Origin of the sequence: Gordonia westfalica (assembly GCF_900105725.1) — a bacterium.
Taxonomy (GTDB): Bacteria; Actinomycetota; Actinomycetes; order Mycobacteriales; family Mycobacteriaceae; genus Gordonia; species Gordonia westfalica.
Genome location: NZ_FNLM01000034.1, coordinates 471,570 through 487,861, shown reverse-complemented (window position 1 = coordinate 487,861; position 16,292 = coordinate 471,570). Strand labels below are relative to the sequence as shown.

The 16,292-nt window shown below is 67.1% G+C and carries 16 protein-coding genes; 8 read left to right on the top strand and 8 right to left on the bottom strand.

Going from position 1 to position 16,292, the window contains the following annotated elements; translation table 11 throughout:
- The first annotated feature begins 6 nt into the window (after positions 1–6).
- Positions 7–315 (top strand): hypothetical protein, encoded by a 309-nt coding sequence (locus BLU62_RS07555; protein ID WP_074848954.1) that lies wholly within the window; start codon positions 7–9, stop codon positions 313–315.
- 13 nt (positions 316–328) lie between these two features.
- Here BLU62_RS07555 and BLU62_RS07550 read toward each other — a convergent pair whose 3' ends face one another.
- Positions 329–1,435, bottom strand: coding sequence for an alpha/beta fold hydrolase (locus BLU62_RS07550; protein ID WP_074848953.1), 1,107 nt, complete (start codon positions 1,433–1,435; stop codon positions 329–331).
- The gene (locus BLU62_RS07545; RefSeq protein WP_074848952.1) at positions 1,432–2,310 is read right to left on the bottom strand and encodes a PAC2 family protein; all 879 of its coding nucleotides are present in this window, start codon (positions 2,308–2,310) and stop codon (positions 1,432–1,434) included. Before BLU62_RS07545 ends, BLU62_RS07550 begins: the two co-directional genes overlap by 4 nt.
- A 51-nt stretch (positions 2,311–2,361) precedes the next feature.
- On the opposite strand from BLU62_RS07545, the gene metH reads away from it, so the two are divergent.
- The gene (gene metH / locus BLU62_RS07540) at positions 2,362–5,961 is read left to right on the top strand and encodes a methionine synthase (RefSeq protein WP_074848951.1); all 3,600 of its coding nucleotides are present in this window, start codon (positions 2,362–2,364) and stop codon (positions 5,959–5,961) included.
- Between the two features lie 13 nt (positions 5,962–5,974).
- Positions 5,975–6,757 (top strand): crotonase/enoyl-CoA hydratase family protein, encoded by a 783-nt coding sequence (locus tag BLU62_RS07535; protein WP_074848950.1) that lies wholly within the window; start codon positions 5,975–5,977, stop codon positions 6,755–6,757.
- Between the two features lie 480 nt (positions 6,758–7,237).
- On the opposite strand, the gene BLU62_RS07530 is transcribed toward BLU62_RS07535, so the two are convergent.
- A complete protein-coding gene (locus BLU62_RS07530; protein WP_074848949.1) occupies positions 7,238–8,161 on the bottom strand; it encodes a manganese-dependent inorganic pyrophosphatase in 924 nt (307 codons plus the stop codon).
- A 50-nt stretch (positions 8,162–8,211) separates the two neighbouring features.
- Positions 8,212–8,544 (bottom strand): TetR-like C-terminal domain-containing protein, encoded by a 333-nt coding sequence (locus tag BLU62_RS07525; protein ID WP_280141559.1) that lies wholly within the window; start codon positions 8,542–8,544, stop codon positions 8,212–8,214.
- 34 nt (positions 8,545–8,578) lie between these two features.
- Between BLU62_RS07525 and BLU62_RS07520 the strand changes: the two genes are divergently transcribed.
- Together BLU62_RS07520 and BLU62_RS07515 are read left to right on the top strand one after the other, a co-directional pair.
- Positions 8,579–9,031, top strand: a complete 453-nt coding sequence (locus tag BLU62_RS07520; RefSeq protein WP_074848948.1) for a MarR family winged helix-turn-helix transcriptional regulator — start codon at positions 8,579–8,581, stop codon at positions 9,029–9,031.
- Positions 9,028–10,503 carry an MFS transporter gene (locus BLU62_RS07515; protein ID WP_074848947.1) on the top strand — a complete coding sequence of 492 codons (1,476 nt, stop codon included), beginning with the start codon at positions 9,028–9,030 and terminating at the stop codon, positions 10,501–10,503. The genes BLU62_RS07520 and BLU62_RS07515 overlap by 4 nt, the downstream gene beginning before the upstream one ends.
- Here BLU62_RS07515 and BLU62_RS07510 read toward each other — a convergent pair whose 3' ends face one another.
- Complete coding sequence (locus BLU62_RS07510) at positions 10,504–11,313, bottom strand: alpha/beta fold hydrolase (protein WP_074848946.1); 810 nt, start codon at positions 11,311–11,313, stop codon at positions 10,504–10,506.
- Positions 11,314–11,439: 126 nt separating this feature from the next.
- Here BLU62_RS07510 and BLU62_RS07505 point away from each other — a divergent pair, with 126 nt between their 5' ends.
- The 3 genes from BLU62_RS07505 to BLU62_RS07495 are packed head-to-tail and all read left to right on the top strand — an operon-like array spanning position 11,440 to position 13,413.
- Positions 11,440–11,907 (top strand): CinA family protein, encoded by a 468-nt coding sequence (locus BLU62_RS07505; RefSeq protein ID WP_074848945.1) that lies wholly within the window; start codon positions 11,440–11,442, stop codon positions 11,905–11,907.
- Between the two features lie 4 nt (positions 11,908–11,911).
- Positions 11,912–12,706, top strand: coding sequence for a helix-turn-helix transcriptional regulator (locus BLU62_RS07500; RefSeq protein WP_074848944.1), 795 nt, complete (start codon positions 11,912–11,914; stop codon positions 12,704–12,706).
- A complete protein-coding gene (locus tag BLU62_RS07495; protein ID WP_208863610.1) occupies positions 12,703–13,413 on the top strand; it encodes an HAD family hydrolase in 711 nt (236 codons plus the stop codon). The genes BLU62_RS07500 and BLU62_RS07495 overlap by 4 nt, the downstream gene beginning before the upstream one ends.
- 15 nt (positions 13,414–13,428) lie before the next feature.
- Here BLU62_RS07495 and BLU62_RS32500 read toward each other — a convergent pair whose 3' ends face one another.
- The 3 genes from BLU62_RS32500 to BLU62_RS07480 form a co-directional block, all read right to left on the bottom strand.
- Positions 13,429–13,830, bottom strand: a complete 402-nt coding sequence (locus BLU62_RS32500) for a hypothetical protein (RefSeq protein WP_139180025.1) — start codon at positions 13,828–13,830, stop codon at positions 13,429–13,431.
- A gap of 1 nt (position 13,831) precedes the next feature.
- Positions 13,832–14,509 (bottom strand): hypothetical protein, encoded by a 678-nt coding sequence (locus BLU62_RS07485; RefSeq protein WP_139180024.1) that lies wholly within the window; start codon positions 14,507–14,509, stop codon positions 13,832–13,834.
- 114 nt (positions 14,510–14,623) lie between these two features.
- Positions 14,624–16,288 carry a TPR repeat domain-containing protein gene (locus tag BLU62_RS07480; protein ID WP_074848941.1) on the bottom strand — a complete coding sequence of 555 codons (1,665 nt, stop codon included), beginning with the start codon at positions 16,286–16,288 and terminating at the stop codon, positions 14,624–14,626.
- Positions 16,289–16,292 lie beyond the last annotated feature (4 nt).

Genomic DNA, 16,292 nt, shown 5'->3' with positions numbered 1-16,292 from the left:
GCTCTCGTGGCGCGCGTGCAAGAGATCCGACCCGACACCGACGCCGGGGTGTACACCGTGGTCACCCGGACGTCTACGTATCTGCTCGACTTCCAGGAGATGACGCTGCTGCGCGCTCCCGGCGTCGGAGGCACCGACAGCGAGGACTGGACGGTCAGTCGTCTCCGCCGGGACTCGGAGGACATCCCGTTGCTCGGGGTGAAGTCCTGCCGGCTCGGCGAATCGGCTCAGTTCTGGGTGCGCGCCGCCGACGATCCCGACGTCCGCACGTGGCGGATCACCACGCCTGTCGTCTCCATCGAGAAGATCGGCTGACCCGGGTCGTCGCTCATCCGATCCGCCCGCGCAGGGCGTTGATCGCGTCGACGAACAACGCCGGACGCTGACGGTGGATGTCATGTCCCGACGGGATCCGGTCGACGAGTAGGCAGTCCGGCATCAGCACGTGCGCCCGGCGCGCGTCGTCGTGGGTCATCGCACCGAGCAGCACGCCGTCCTGTTCGTGCACGGTGGTGTGCAGCAGGGTCGCGGGTACGCGAACCCGGGCCAGCGTTTCGGTCTGGTCGAATCCTCCGAACCACGTGCCGTCGTAGAACATCTCGCCGTAGCGGAGGTCGTAGTCGCCGGTGCCGTCCTGCAGACACGCGGTCAGCGCAAGGGCCCGGTTCATCGTCGGCGGCAGCCACCACAGCCGAGGGATGCGGTGCGGATCGAGGTCGAGCCGACGCTCCACCGGACCGCGGACCAGCTTCGCCCAGCCCTTGTCGCCGAACAGCGTTCGTAGATGGCTGTGGCGTACCCAGTGGCGCGTCCAGGTCATCGATGCGTCGTGGGGAGTGCTCAGGAACTCGTGCATGGGCCGGAAGCCGTCGCGCCACGCGAAGGTGCCCGGTGCGCGGTCGGATTCGGTGGCGAAGAACGGCGCGTCCTCGATGAGGGCGGCCCGCACGAGGTCGGGGGAGTCGGCGGAAAGACGCGCCGCGAGAAGTCCGCCGGACGAATGACCGGCCACCACCGCGGGCGCACCGATCACCGTGTCGATGAACCAGGCCAGTGCGGCGGTCTGGCGGAGCGCGGGATACAGAGCGGGGTCCTTCGCGGAGCCGCCGTGCCCGAAGCAGTCCACGGCGAACACGTGCCAGTCCTGGGACAGCGCGCCCAGAACGGACGCGTAGTCGGTCCACGAGACCTGTTGGCCGGGGATCAGGAGCAGAGGGTCGCCGCCCGGTGGGCCCTCGCCGTAGCTGATCACCGCACCGTCGGGCATGGTGGCCGACCGTTGCGTCACCCCGCTCGATGCGAGGAGGGACGCCTCCCGACGGTCGTAGGTGAGGTTGCGGGTGACATATCCGGCGAGCGCGGAGGTCGCGATGCCCAGACCGATCGCACCCATGACACCGGCCCGACGCGCGACTGCCGATCGGTGGGAGCTCACCCTCCGAACGGACCCTGTCCGCGACGCTTCAGATACCGTTCGAACTCGGCGGCCAGCGCGTCGCCGTCGATCTTCGCCATCACCTCGTCGGGGTCCACCTCGGCGTCGCCGCGCTCCTCGAGCCCGCGTACGTAGTCGGCGATCTCCTCGTCGTCCTCGGTCATCTCGGTGACCGCGCGCTCCCATTCCTCGGCCTGCTCGGGCAGGGTGCCGAGCGGGACCTCGATGTCGAGGACCTCCTCGACCCGCGTCAGCAGTGCGACCGTGGCCTTCGGGTTGGGCGGGGTGGACACATAGTGGGGCACCGCGGCCCAGAAGGACACCGCGGGCAGACCGGCCTGCACGAACAGGTCCTGGAGCACGCCGGTGATGCCGGTTGGGCCTTCGTAACGGCTCTCGGTGAGGTTGTACCGGGCCGCCGACTCGCTGCTGTAGGCCGTTCCGGTGACGGGCACCGGTCGCGTGTGCGGGGTGTCGGCGAGAAGTGCGCCCAGCATCACGGTGGTCTCGACCTCCAGCTCCTGGGCGAGCTCGACGATCTCCGCGCAGAAGGCCCGCCACCGCATGTTCGGTTCGATGCCCCGGACGAGCACGATGTCACGGTCGGCGCCGCGCGGACTGCACCAGGAGATCGATGTCGTGGGCCATTCGATTCGCCGCGTCACGCCGTCGACCTGCTTGACGGTGGGGCGGTTGACCTGGAAGTCGTAGTATTCGTCAGAGTCGATGTCGGCGAGCGGACGAGCGTCCCACTCGAGAGCGAGATGCTCGACGGCACTGCTGGCGGCGTCCCCGGCGTCGTTCCAGCCTTCGAAGGCCGCGAGCAGAATGGGTCTGCGCAGCTGGGGAAGGTTCGACATCTGCTCAGCGTTCACCGAACCAGCCTACGACCGAACACGCAGAGAGGGCGAACTACGCTGTCAACCATGTCCTTCGAATATCCCGGTGATCGCGGCCACAAACCGCGCGACTTCGACACGACCTTCCTGTCGGCGATGTCGCGGCGAGTGCTGATCGGCGACGGGGCGATGGGCACGATGCTCCAGGCCGCGGACCTCACCCTGGACGACTTCCGCGACCTCGAGGGTTGCAACGAGATCCTCAACGACACCCGGCCCGACGTCCTCGAGGGCATCCACCGTGCCTATTTCGAGGCCGGCGCCGACGCCGTGGAGACCAACACCTTCGGCTGCAACCTGTCGAACCTCGGCGACTACGACATCGCCGACCGCATCCGTGAGCTGGCCTACAAGGGCACCGCGATCGCGCGCGGCGTCGCCGACGAGATGGGTCCCTCCGCAGACGGCACAGGTCGGTACGTGCTCGGCTCGATGGGGCCCGGAACCAAGCTGCCGAGTCTCGGGCACACCACGTTCGCGGTGATCCGCGACGCCTACCAGGAATGCGTCATCGGCATGCTCGAAGGCGGCGCCGACGCGGTGCTCATCGAGACGTCCCAGGATCTGCTGCAGGTGAAGGCCGCGGTGATCGCCGCGCAGCGCGCCATGGACCGGGTGGGCCGGCGCATCCCGATCATCAGCCACGTCACCGTCGAGACCACCGGCACGATGCTGCTCGGGTCGGAGATCGGTGCCGCGCTGGCGGCGATCGAGCCGCTCGGCGTCGACCTCATCGGCCTGAACTGCGCCACCGGTCCGGCGGAGATGAGTGAGCACCTGCGCTACTTGTCGAAGCATGCGCGCATCCCGGTCTCGGTCATGCCGAACGCCGGTCTGCCCGTGCTCGGCGCCAACGGTGCCGAGTACCCGCTGACACCCGAAGAGCTGGCCGAGTCGATGGCCCAGTTCGTCGGAGAGTTCGGCCTGTCCTTCGTCGGCGGCTGCTGCGGCACGACGCCGGAGCACATCCGCCAGGTGGCCGCCGCCGTCGCCGAGGTCACCCCGGCGACCCGAACGCCTGAGCACGAGTCGGAGACCTCGTCTCTCTACAGCGCGGTGCCCTTCGACCAGGATGCGAGCTTCCTGGTCATCGGCGAGCGTACGAACACCAACGGCTCCAAGGCATTCCGCGAGGCGATGATCGCCGAGGACTACCAGAAGTGCCTCGACATCGCCAAGGACCAGACCCGCGACGGCGCGCACATGCTCGACCTCAACGTCGACTACGTCGGTCGCGACGGCGCCGCGGACATGGCTGTCCTCGCGAGCCGCTTCGCGACGTCGTCGACGCTGCCGATCATGCTCGACTCGACCGAGCCGGAGGTCATCCGCGCCGGACTCGAGGCGCTGGGCGGACGCTGCGCGGTGAACTCGGTGAACTACGAGGACGGCGACGGGCCGGATTCGCGGTTCAACAAGATCATGCGGCTCGTCGTCGAGCACGGCGCCGCCGTCGTCGCCCTGACCATCGACGAGGAGGGGCAGGCGCGGACCGCGGACTGGAAGGTCAGCGTCGCCGAGCGACTCATCGCCGACATCACCGGCAACTGGGGCCTCGCCGAAGAGGACATCATCATCGACGCCCTGACCTTCCCGATCTCCACGGGTCAGGAGGAGGTCCGGCGCGACGGCATCGAGACCATCGAAGCCATCCGCCGGCTGCACGAGGCGCACCCGGACGTCCACTTCACGCTGGGTATCTCGAACATCTCGTTCGGCCTCAACCCGGCCGCGCGTCAGGTGCTGAACTCGGTGTTCCTGCACGAGTGCGTGCAGGCCGGCCTCGACACCGCGATCGTGCACGCGTCGAAGATCCTGCCGATGGCGCGGATCCCCGAGGAGCATCGTCAGGTCGCGCTGGATCTGGTCTACGACCGCCGACGCGAGGGTTACGACCCGCTGCAGAAGCTGATGGAGCTCTTCGAGGGCGTCTCGGCGGCGTCGGCACGCGAGTCGCGCGCCCAGGAGCTCGCGAAGCTGCCGCTGTTCGAGCGGCTCGAACGTCGCATCGTCGACGGCGAGCGCAACGGACTGACCGACGATCTCGACGAGGCGATGACACAGGTCCCGCCGTTGTCGATCATCAACGACACCCTGCTGTCGGGCATGAAGACGGTCGGCGAACTGTTCGGCTCGGGCCAGATGCAGCTGCCGTTCGTGCTGCAATCCGCGGAGGTCATGAAAGCCGCGGTGGCGCACCTCGAGCCGCACATGGAGTCGACTGGCGAGGACGGCAAGGGCCGCATCGTGCTGGCGACCGTCAAGGGCGACGTGCACGACATCGGCAAGAACCTCGTCGACATCATCCTGTCCAACAACGGATACGAGGTCGTCAACATCGGCATCAAGCAGCCGATCACGACCATCCTCGACGTCGCCGCCGACAAGAGAGTCGACGTCATCGGCATGTCCGGTCTGCTCGTGAAGTCGACCGTCGTCATGAAGGAGAACCTCGAAGAGATCAACACCCGTGGTCTCGCCGACGAGTACCCGGTTCTGCTCGGTGGTGCGGCGCTGACGCGCTCGTATGTCGAGAACGACCTGTCGGAGGTCTACGAGGGCGATGTGCACTATGCGCGTGACGCTTTCGAGGGCCTGCGGCTGATGGACGACATCATGTCCCGCAAGCGCGGCGGCGGCCCCGATCCGGACAGCGAGGAGGCCAAGGCGGAGGCGGCGAAGACCGCCGAACGCAAGGCCCGCCACGAGCGGTCCAAGCGGATCGCGGCGAAGCGCAAGGCCGCCGAGACCCCGGTCGAGGTGCCGGCGCGCTCGGATGTGGCCGCCGACAACGAGATCCCGACCCCGCCGTTCTGGGGTTCGCGCATCGTCAAGGGCGTGCCGATCGCCGACTACATGCAGTTGCTCGACGAGCGTGCGTTGTTCCTCGGCCAGTGGGGCCTGCGCGGCGCCCGCGGTGGCGACGGCCCGTCGTATGAGGAGCTCGTGGAGTCCGAGGGACGTCCGCGTCTGCGGTACTGGATCGACCGGCTCTCGACCGAGAACATCCTGCAGCACGCCGCGGTGGTCTACGGGTACTACCCGGCGGTCAGCGAGGGTGACACGGTGCACGTGCTGACCGAGCCGGATCCCGATGCGCCGGTGCGGTTCAGCTTCTCGTTCCCGCGCCAGCAGCGGTCGAGGTTCCTGTGCATCGCCGACTTCATCCAGTCGCGCGAGGCCGCGAAGGCGGCCGGCCGGGTCGACGTCATGCCGTTCCAGCTCGTCACGATGGGTCAGCCGATCGCCGACTTCGCGAACAAGCTGTTCGCCGAGGACGCCTACCGCGACTATCTCGAGGTGCACGGCATCGGTGTGCAGCTGACCGAGGCGCTCGCCGAGTACTGGCATCAGCGCGTCCGTAGCGAGCTGAAGTTCGGCGACCGGTCGATGGACAGCGAAGATCCCGAGCACGCTCAGGGCTTCTTCGACCTCGAATACCGCGGTGCGCGTTTCTCCTTCGGCTACGGCGCCTGCCCGGACCTCGAGGACCGCGCGAAGATGATCGAACTCCTCGAGCCGGAGCGGATCGGCGTTCAGCTGTCGGAGGAGCTGCAGCTCCATCCCGAGCAGTCCACCGACGCGTTCGTGCTGCATCATCCGGAAGCCAAGTACTTCAACACCTGACGGGACGGTGGTCATGGGCGAGTCGGGAGTGATCGAACGGTCGCAGGGGCCCGTCCGGATCATCGGGATCGCTCGCCCCGATCGTCGTAACGCCGTCGACCGCGCGACCGCCGACGCCCTGGCCGACGCATTCCGGCGGTTCGACGGCGACGATGCCGTGTCGGTGGCCGTGCTGTACGGCGAAGGTGGGACGTTCTGTGCGGGCGCCGATCTCAAGGCCATCGCCGACGGCACGCCCAACCGCGTGGAGGCCGACGGTGACGGTCCGATGGGGCCGACCCGCCTGCGCCTGTCCAAGCCGGTGATCGCGGCGATCTCCGGCCACGCGGTCGCGGGTGGCCTCGAACTCGCGCTGTGGGCCGACATGCGCGTCGTCGAGGAGGATGCCGTGTTCGGTGTGTTCTGCCGTCGCTGGGGTGTCCCGCTGATCGACGGTGGGACGGTGCGGCTTCCGCGGTTGATCGGGGAGAGTCGTGCGATGGATCTGATCCTCACCGGGCGGGCGGTGGCCGCGGACGAGGCGCTGCAGATCGGGCTCGCCAACCGTGTCGTGCCGTCGGGAACGGCTCTCGACGCGGCCGTCGAACTGGCTGGGCAGATCGCGCAGTTCCCGCAGACGTGTATGCGTCAGGACCGACTGTCCGTCCTCGAACAGGACGGCCTCGACACCGAGGCGGCGTTGGCCAACGAACTGCGGCACGGCATGGTGTCTCTCGCAGCCGATACCGTCACGGGCGCAGCACGTTTCGCCGGCGGGCAGGGCCGTCACGGCGAGGCGGCTCCGCTCGCTCCCTGATCCGAGGCAACCCGGAACTCCCGCTGTGTGATCCGAGAGATCGCGACACCCCGCCGTCTGATTCGCGAGGACGCGAGAACCCCCGCTCCCGGGTCGGAAGGACGCCACACACCTCTGCTGCCTGAGGTGCGAGGAGCGCAAGCGACGAGCCTCGAAGGCCTGGTGAGATGTCTCCGGACGCTGCTGAGGGACCGATACGTTTCGACGGGATCTGGGGAGGCGTCAAAGAACTCGTCCATGTGAGCACGGGCGAAGGGCATTTCGCCCTTAGAGGGTCCTGAAATGGACGCGATCTTCGCCACGCCAGTCCCGACGAGGGTAGTTCACTCTCGGAGTTCGTTGTGCGGCAACCGGATTGAGTGCGCCTGCGACGTCGATCCGTGTGAGCGACGTCGGTCGAGGTCGCCGAGCCGAAGCGATGTCGCGTGCGACGACATTCGCACTGGTGCTCGTCGTGTGCGTTGGTATGCGTTGGCGGGCCTAACCGGCCAGCTCCTCTGTCAACCGCGGCACGATCTGTTTCTTCCGCGACACGATGCCCTCGCCGAAGGTGTGCCCGTCGGCGAACGTGACCCCCAGTGCACGCTCGACCGCGCCGACCGGCTCGCCGACCACGAGAAGGTCGGAGTCGCAGGCGATCACGTCGGTGATCAACAGTAGGAACAGGTCGTGACCCGCGGTCTCCTTCTCGGTGGCCATCGCCTCGAGGAACTCGTCTCGGCGGGCGAGGACGGCGTCGGAGTCGACGGTCGTCAGCTGCGCGACGCGCACGCTCGTGGTGCCCATCGTGAAGGTCTTGGCGTCGAGGCCGATGATCGTCGACGCCGAGTGGTCACCCAATTCTGTTCCCGCGCGGAGTAATTGGTTGCCGTAGTCAACGAGGTCGACACCGGCGACGGTCGCGAGTTGCTCCGCGGCGATGCGGTCGGAGTCGGTGGTGGTGGGGGAGTTGAGTAGCAGGGTGTCGGAGATGATCGCCGACTGCATGGTCCCGGCGGTGTCGGCGGGTATCTCGACCTCGCTCTCCGCGTACAAGCGGGTGAGGATCGAACAGGTGCAGCCCACCGGCTCCACCCGCATGTACAACGGAGCGGCGGTCTCGAAGTTGGCGATGCGGTGGTGGTCGATCACCTTGCGGACCGTGACCTCGGCGATGTCGGCGACACTCTGCTGGCGTTCGTTGTGGTCGACGAGCATCACGTCGTGGGGACTCGCGTGCTCGATGACGCGCGGCGCGTCGAGGCCGAAGTGGTCCAGGGCGAAAGCTGTTTCCCGACTGGGGGAGCCGAGGGCGACGGCCTCGGCGTCGACGCCGAGCGCCTGCTCGAGGCGGGCCAGTCCGATCGCGGCACCGATCGCGTCGGTATCGGGATTGCGGTGTCCGATGACCAGGATCTTCGGCATGGCGACTCAGCTTTCGCTCGACGTGGCTCTCGTCCCAGCCTACGGTGACCTCAAGCGGCGAACTGCCGGACGAACATTCGGATCCGGTCCGCATCATGGTCGAGCCGCAGCCGGCCGCCGTGCCGGAGGGGCGCCAGTCCGTGCAGGGCGGCGAAGACCACCTCGGTGAGCGTGTCGATGTCGCCTCCGTCGTCGAGGAGTTCGACGACCTCGCGCAGTTCGCCGACAGCGGCGGTCAGCTGGGGCGGGGTGTCGGCGGCGGCGAAGTGCAGCGAGGTCGACCGGCTGAACATCGCGTCGTAGACCGCGTGGCCGGTGCGGGCGAAGTCGAGGTAGGCCTCGGCGGTTCGGGTGAGCGCCTGCTGGGCTCGCCGTCGGGCGATTGCCGAGAGATAGTTGTAAATCTACAATCGTTTCATGCCGACAACTGATACCGGGGCGCCCGTCCACTCGCAGACCGCGACCGAGGTGTGGTTCACGATGAACAGCCTCGTGCGTGATCAGGCCAAACAGTCTCGGACCCGCATCAGTGAGGTCATCGACATCCCCTTCAGCCGGTTTCGTGCACTTCGTCGCGTCGCGGTTCGGCCGATGACCCAGCGGGACCTCGCGGAGCGGATGGGCGTCGACGCGTCGGCGATGAGCGGGATCGTCGACGATCTCGTCGCCCGCGGCCTCGTCACCAGGGAGGCCGACGCCGACGACGGTCGCCGCAAACGCGTCACGATCACCGATGACGGGCGTCGGGTGGTCGACGAGGTGACCGAGAACCCGGCCACCGCTCCCGACATGTTCGCCGCGCTCGACGAGTCGCAGCTCCGCCAGCTCGCGGGGCTGCTCGACCTCCTGCGTGAGGCGGAGGAATCGTGAACGCTGCCCGGGCGGCCCTACATGCTCGGTCCGCCGACGGCGCGCTCACACGCCGGGACCGCCTCATCATCCTCGCGACCTGCTGTCTCAGTCTCTTCATCGTCGGGCTGGACGTATCGGCGGTGAACGTCGCCCTGCCCTCGATCAGCTCCGACCTCGGAGCGACGCCGTCGCAACTCCAGTGGATTCTCGACTCCTATGCGCTGGTCATCGCCAGTCTGCTGATCTTCGGTGGATCACTCGGAGATCGTCTGGGCCGCAAGCGGATCTTCCAGGTGGGATTGGTGACCTTCGGTCTCGCCTCCGTGCTGTGTTCGCTGGCGCCCACACCGGAGATCCTCATCGGGGCACGCATGCTGCAGGCCGTCGGCGGGGCCATGCTCAACCCGGTCGCTCTGTCGATCGTCACCAACGTCTTCGTCGATCCACGGGAACGTGCCCAGGCAATCGGTTTGTGGGGCACCGCGTTCGGGATGAGCCTGGCGTTCGGTCCGGTCCTCGGCGGCGCGCTGGTCTCCGGAATCGGCTGGGAGGCGATCTTCTGGCTGAATGTTCCGGTCTGCCTGCTGGCCTTGGCGCTGACGATGCGTTTCGTCCCGGAGTCGAAGGCCGAGCGTGCCCGACGCGCCGACCCGATCGGCCAGGTGCTGATCCTGACCTTCCTCGCAACCCTCACCTTCGCGATCATCGAGGGGCGCCCCCTGGGCTGGACGTCGCCTGCCGTGCTCGCGTGTTTCGTCGTTTCCGCCGGCGCGCTCGTCGCGATGGTCGTGTACGAGAGTCGCCGCGTGGAGCCCCTTCTCGACCCACGGTTCTTCCGGAGCGTGCCGTTCTCGAGCGCGGTGGCGTGTGCGGTCATCGCCTTCGCCGCCACCGGTGGTTTCCTGTTCCTCAACACCCTGTATCTGCAAGAGGTGCGCGGGATGTCGCCGTTTAACGCGGGACTCATGACCCTGCCGATGGCGGCTTCCTCGGTGGTCTGCGCGCCGATCGCCGGTCGGCTCGTCGGCGATCGGGGTGCCCGCACGCCGATGGCGATCGGGGGAGTGGCGATGGTGGCCGGCTCCCTGATGCTCACCGGACTGGGCAACGACACCGCGCTCGTCTACGTCGGCGCGGCGTACCTGGTCTTCGGGCTGGGGTTCGGCTTCATGAACGCACCCATCACCAACGGGGCGGTGTCCGGAATGCCGCGCACACAAGCGGGATTGGCGTCGGCCATGGCCTCGACCGGTCGTCAGGTCGGCACCGCACTCGGTGTCGCGGTGTTCGGTGCGGTGGCCTTCGCCGGGATCGACGGGTCGGTCGCCGACGGGCTCGCCGTCGCCGCACGCCCGGTGTGGCTGATCATGGCGCTGTGCGGTGCGGCCATCCTCGTTCTCGCGTTCGTCTCGACCGGTGCGTGGGCACGTGGAACCGCGGTCCGCACCCGTGAACGGATCGAGTCCACGTCGGGGACGTGGATGCCGTGACTAGCCCGGCTGGTTTGCCCCGGACCCGGTGGCAGCCGGCGCAGCGGAAGTGAGCGACCCCCACCACTCCGCGATCCGCGCAGCGACGATCTCGGGCGTGCGGACCCAGCCGATGTGTGTCGTGTTCCCGCCGGCCGGGCACTGCGCGCCGTCGTAGCGCCAGTGGGTGATCGCTTCCGGGGAGAACGCGGCGTCGAATGCCGCTGCCGCACCGTCGGTGACGATCTCGTCGGCGTCGAGCCGAATCGACAGCGTCGGCGTCTCGATCGACCGGTCGAGCGCTAACGGTGCTCGACCGGTCAGGACCATCCGCGCCCACTGCCGCATCAGCGTGCGTGGGGTGGGTCCGCCGAAACCCTCTCGCGGCCAATGACCGATGATGCCGGTCACCGGCATGACGGCCGCACCGATCGCACCCAGGGCCGCACCGCGGATCCCGTAGTGGCGGAACGACGGCACCGACGCGCCCACCGTGACGATCCCGTCGGGCGCGTGATCGGCGGACTGCGCGACCGTCGCGATCAGCTGGGCACCGAGGCTGTGTCCGATCACGACTACCCGCGTGCCCGCGACGTCGGTCCGCGCGCCTGCGATGGCGTCGGCGAGGTCTGCGGCCTCGTCCTCGTAGGACCAGTCGGCGGTACGGGACGGCGGTGTCGAGCCTTCCTCGACGCCTCTGCGGGCGATGATGCGGACATCGAAGCCGTATTCGGTCAGCGCCTGCTCGAGACGCCGGTACACGCGCGCCGGCACGGACATCGCCGGGGCGATCATGACGGTGGTGGGTCGAGCGGTGCTGATCTGGGTCATGGGTCAAGGGTGACGGCACGTCGACGCCGGCACCACTACCTACCAGGTAGTGGTTTGATCTCCGCCCGATCGGGATATCGCCCGGGGTGCGGTGATCGAAGACCACGACCGAAAGGCGAGCGACCCATGTCCGACGTGACCGATTTCTCCGAGACCTGCGCGCGGCTGGCCGACCCGATCATGGAGCAGGGTGTGCACATCGCCGTCGCGGAGTCGCTGACCGGCGGCAACCTGGCCACCGAGCTGAGCAAGGCCCCGAAGGCCGGGGACTGGTTCCGGGGAGGCGTGATCGCCTACCACGAGGAGGTCAAATACGGCCTGCTCGAGGTACCCGAGGGGCCGGTCGTCAGCGAGACGGCGGCACGCGCCATGGCGGCCACCACCGCCCGGCTCTTCGACGCCGAGATCGTCGTCGCGGTGACCGGCGAGGCGGGCCCCGAACCGGACGAGGCCCCACCGGGAACCGTTTGGTTCGGCCTCGACCACCGTGGAAAGGTCACCGCGACCCGCAAGGAGTTCGACGGTGAGCCCGAAGACGTTCTCGCCCAGACCATCGCGTACTCGCTCGAACTGATCGAGAGCTGTCTACGATGACCCCATGACCGTCGAGGTGGGAACGTTGCTGCAGCAGTGGCGGTCTCGGCGGTCCATCAGTCAGCTCGACCTCGCCTACGAGGTCGGGGTGTCGCCGAGACACCTCAGCTTCGTCGAGACGGGTAAGTCGCGCCCGAGTCCGACATTGCTCCATGCGCTGGCCGAACGTCTCGACATTCCTCTGCGAGAGCGCAATTCGCTTCTCCTCGCAGCGGGACACGCCCCTCGCTACAGCGAGGAGCCCCTCGACTCGGAGACCATGACCCGCGTGCGCGCCGAGGTCGGACGCCTGCTCGACGCCCACAATCCCAATATGGGCATGGCCCTGGACCGCGCGTGGAACGTCGTGCTGGCCAACGACACCGCGATGCGGCTCCTGTCATTGCTCCCGGAGGAACTGCAGGCGAGACCGGTCAACCTGTTCCGGGCGTCATTGCATCCCGACGGCTTCGCGCGGATGACGCACAACTTCGACGAGTGGGCGGCCTACCTGCTCGACCTGCTCCGCCGGATGGTGCGCATCACCGGTGACGAACGTCTCGCGGCACTCGAACGCGAGGTGTCGTCGTATCCGACCGTCGCGGGCCTCGACGGCGGGGGAGTGTCGAGCAGGTCGGGAGAGGCGGGGTCGCTGCTGGTCCCGCTCGAACTCTCGCTCGGCGACCAGGTCCTGTCCTTCTTCAGCACCCTGACCACCTTCGGCTCGCCCCGCGACGTCACGCTCGAGGAACTGACGATCGAGCTGTTCTACCCGGCCGATGAGCCGACCGAACGGTGGGTTGCGATGATGCAGGGGTGACCGACACCCCTGATTCCGCGTTCCGTCTTCCCGCCGCCGTCCTCTGGGACATGGACGGCACCCTGCTCGACTCCGAGCCGATTTGGGAGATCGCGATGACCGAGCTGGCGGCACACCACGGCATCGCGATGACCCCGCAGCTGCGCGAATCGACGCTCGGCAACTCCCTTCCCGACGCGCTGGCGAAACTCCACGACGCAGTCGGGATTCCGGCCGAGGACCGGGATCCCGCCGCCGATGGACGACGGACGCTGGACCGGGTGACCGAGCTCTTCCAAGAGGGACTCCCGTGGCGACCCGGCGCACTCGAGGCGCTGGAACTGATCGCCGGCGCCGGCATCCCGATGGCGCTGGTCACCAACACGGTGCGTGAGGCGGCCGATGTGGCGCTGGGAACGATCGGCCGTCATCGCTTTGCGACCACGGTCTGTGGTGACGAGGTCGCCGTCGGCAAACCCGCTCCCGATCCGTACATGCGCGCCGCGGAACTGCTCGGGCTGCCGACCGCCGATTGTCTGGCGGTGGAGGACTCTCCGACCGGCGCCGAAGCCGCGACGGCGGCCGGATGTCCCACCCTCGTCGTCGAATCCGCGGCACCGGTTCAGCGTGGCCCGTTACGGGTGTTTCGACGCTCTCTGGTCGGAATGGGACTCGACGACGTCACCGAGGCATGGACCGGCCGACTCCAGCCTGATAGGACGGCGTGAGCCGGGCACGGTCGGTCAGGCGTTGCGGTATGCGATGTCCGGGTGATTATCGAGGAAGCTCTGCAACTCCGCTAGATAAGCGCGCCTGACCGACTCACGTAGCTTCGCGACGTGGTCCTCATCGATGGGAGCGCCGAGCCGGTAGCGGTCGTGGATCAGCAAATCCACGCGCCGGGTGTACTCGTTCACCCGCTCACGGGGATCGGTGCACCATCGCTCCATGTCTCGTTCCCAGGTCTGGGAATCAAACGCCTCAGACGCGTAGGTTCCGGGCATGGCAGCCGGTGAGTTCCGTCCTGGGTGCTGTGCGGCCCGTGCGGCGATCAGCCTACGTAGTTCGTCGAGTTCGCCGGGACGCGCGCCGCGGCGTCCGGCGGCGAGAATGTACGGCGGTATTCGCTGCTGAGCTCTGCTCATGTCAGGCCTTGTTCGCGATCGACCAGCCGGGGTACGGCGGGAGAGTGGGGAGGGGAGTCGTCCGATACTCGTGGGCCGCATCGATATGGCGGAGCTCGGGCGGAAGGACGCTGTCGGTCAACGCATCGCACGTCGCCATCTCTGCCCCTTCGTAATAGGTTGCGGCGACGGTCCTCCAGTCGCCGAAGACGTCGGTGACCGGATAGCGAGACGGACCCCGGCCTGCGCTGTGAGGGCGGGTCGTGGCATCAGCGACGCCCTCGGGTGGACGTAGACTGATCGTCGCCGGGGTTACCTTGTTAGATCGCCAAGGTCCGCCGATCTTCTGGCGGTCATCGTCCGTCTGCTGGGTCATGCCGTTCGACCAAGTGCACACCACCGCATTCCAATGCGCGTCTACGCGATCGAAATCCAGACGCGCGATATGCATGTACTGGGTTCCGGTGAGCAGTGAAATGTCCGCGGGTTTCAAACCCGCTATGTTGAACACGCCGAATTGGGTTGGCGGCGAGACCTGTTCGGCGAATCCTGGATAGCCGTACCGTGGCGCCAATGAACTTGCGAGGTAGGCGGATTCGAAGAAAGCTCGCACCGAAACCGCTGGCTGCGAGGTGAGGTCGATATTCGGCGGTGCAGACCATCGCGCCGAGTACGCGGCGAACGGGGGTGGCTTGTACACGCCGGCGTCGGAGTTGCTGGTGGCATCTGTGGTGGTCGGGTCGGTACACGCGACGAGGCATGCAACGCAGGCCGCGACAAGGATTGCCGATAGTGTCTTACGCATTCGCCCGAGTCATTTCCAGTTCGAATTGTGTCCGTTGTCCCAAGCTTGCTCGAACTCGCTGGGTGTGAGTTGCATAACCTTGCCGGACATCTGGGTAAGGGTCGTTGCGGCGTCGCCTGAGTGAGCGAGCTCCTCGTAAGGTATTAGTTTCCCGTCTCGGAACAGGCTGGCGTAATCGGGATGGGCGGGATCGATTTTGTCGGCCTTGACCAATTCTTCGAACACGTCGTAATAGCGTCGATTCTCGCTGCCCGCGTGATTGGCGGTGATGATGTCCTGCTCGGACGCGCCGAATTGGTCGAGCGACGGTGCACCGCCGATGACCATGTCCTGGGCGAATGGTGCGGCGACCATGAGCGCAGGATACGTAACGGGGCCTCCGGGTGCCGCTGCCAAAACTCCGCCGGTCGCGTTGACGAACCCGCTGTACACCTTGGCTTTGTAACTGTGGCGATCGGACGCGTCCTCGAATTGGTGCTCGATCTGAGCGTTCATACCTGTACTCATCGCATGGTCGATGCGACCTGCCCACGTCGCCAGTGCTGGGTCGTCCTCGCCGTGAACAATCCCGGTGGCATAGAGCTGGTTCAGCTGGCCGATCTGAGCCGCAGCCGCTGCGTTGAAATGAATTGCCGCGGTCTCGTTGCCGTCGATGATCGCGAAGACGGTCTCCATGTCGTCGCCCGAGGAAAGCGGCAAGAAGCCCGCTGCGCCGCTGATCTCGTCGGGAACACCGGCCATTGACGGGATGAATGGAGCCAGCGCATTGCCCAGCGAGTCCACGACCCCGCCATCTCGCTGCCCCAGCGACATGAGCTGCTCTTTGTGATCGAGCATGTACTGGGTGAGGACCCTGCTGTCCTGCCCAGACATCGTGCGGACCTCCAAGTTGTCTGCCTTGGCGTCCTGTCCGATGTTGTCGAGGAGGCTCCGGAATCCGGAATCGTCTCGCCAGCGGTGCTCGAAGAGATGGTCCAGGTAGTGATCCTTCTCGAACTTCTCTCCGTCGCCGAGCGTTGCCTCCATACCTGCGCCGGTAAGGAATGAATGTACTGCGGGGCGATCGTCGCCCCCGATCTTCAGCATGTCGGAAACCACGTCGGGGTCCCACGTTGATCCTCCGACGCCCCGCAGCTCGGCAGCCTGTTTGAGTAGCCCGCGGTCGATGTCGGTGCCGGCGCGCAGTCTGCCGTCGCCTCGCTCGAGTACGTCAACCAGAGCCTTGAACTGATTGATTCGCTTGTAGGGCTCGGTGTCGCCGGGGAGTTCCTTCGCAAGGTTCCGCTTCAGCAGTTCGCGCACGGAGTCGGGGGATTGGGTCAAGCCGCCCTGGAAACCCGGTCCGACCACGCCTGGGTTCGTTCCGACCTGCAGTGCGTCGGCGAGGATGCCCTTCGCTGCGCCTTTCAGTTCTGGGGCGAGGGCGTCTCCGAACGTCCGCAGGTCCTCTAGCGATGCCGACTTCTGCGAACCCAAGAACTCTCGTAGGTATGTGGCTTGATCGGGGGTGAGAGTGATCTCCCCGCCGCTGTTGAGGACGGCGACCTGCTCATTAGTGAGCCCGAGCGCTGCTCTCGCGCGTGCGATCTGGGCTGTCGTGGCCGTGCCACGCGCCATCGCCTCGGCGTCTTCGCGCGCGGAACCTGGATAGATTCCTGCGGTGACCGGTGTCATCTCT

Excerpts from the sequence above, each read along its gene's own strand:
- BLU62_RS32500 (WP_139180025.1), bottom strand. The coding sequence starts at position 13,830 with ATGAGCAGAGCTCAGCAGCGAATACCGCCGTACATTCTCGCCGCCGGA.
- BLU62_RS07500 (WP_074848944.1), top strand. The coding sequence starts at position 11,912 with ATGACCGTCGAGGTGGGAACGTTGCTGCAGCAGTGGCGGTCTCGGCGG.
- BLU62_RS07510 (WP_074848946.1), bottom strand. The coding sequence starts at position 11,313 with ATGACCCAGATCAGCACCGCTCGACCCACCACCGTCATGATCGCCCCG.
- BLU62_RS07530 (WP_074848949.1), bottom strand. The coding sequence starts at position 8,161 with ATGCCGAAGATCCTGGTCATCGGACACCGCAATCCCGATACCGACGCG.
- BLU62_RS07480 (WP_074848941.1), bottom strand. The coding sequence starts at position 16,288 with ATGACACCGGTCACCGCAGGAATCTATCCAGGTTCCGCGCGCGAAGAC.
- BLU62_RS07520 (WP_074848948.1), top strand. The coding sequence starts at position 8,579 with ATGCCGACAACTGATACCGGGGCGCCCGTCCACTCGCAGACCGCGACC.
- BLU62_RS07535 (WP_074848950.1), top strand. The coding sequence starts at position 5,975 with ATGGGCGAGTCGGGAGTGATCGAACGGTCGCAGGGGCCCGTCCGGATC.
- BLU62_RS07505 (WP_074848945.1), top strand. The coding sequence starts at position 11,440 with ATGTCCGACGTGACCGATTTCTCCGAGACCTGCGCGCGGCTGGCCGAC.
- metH (WP_074848951.1), top strand. The coding sequence starts at position 2,362 with ATGTCCTTCGAATATCCCGGTGATCGCGGCCACAAACCGCGCGACTTC.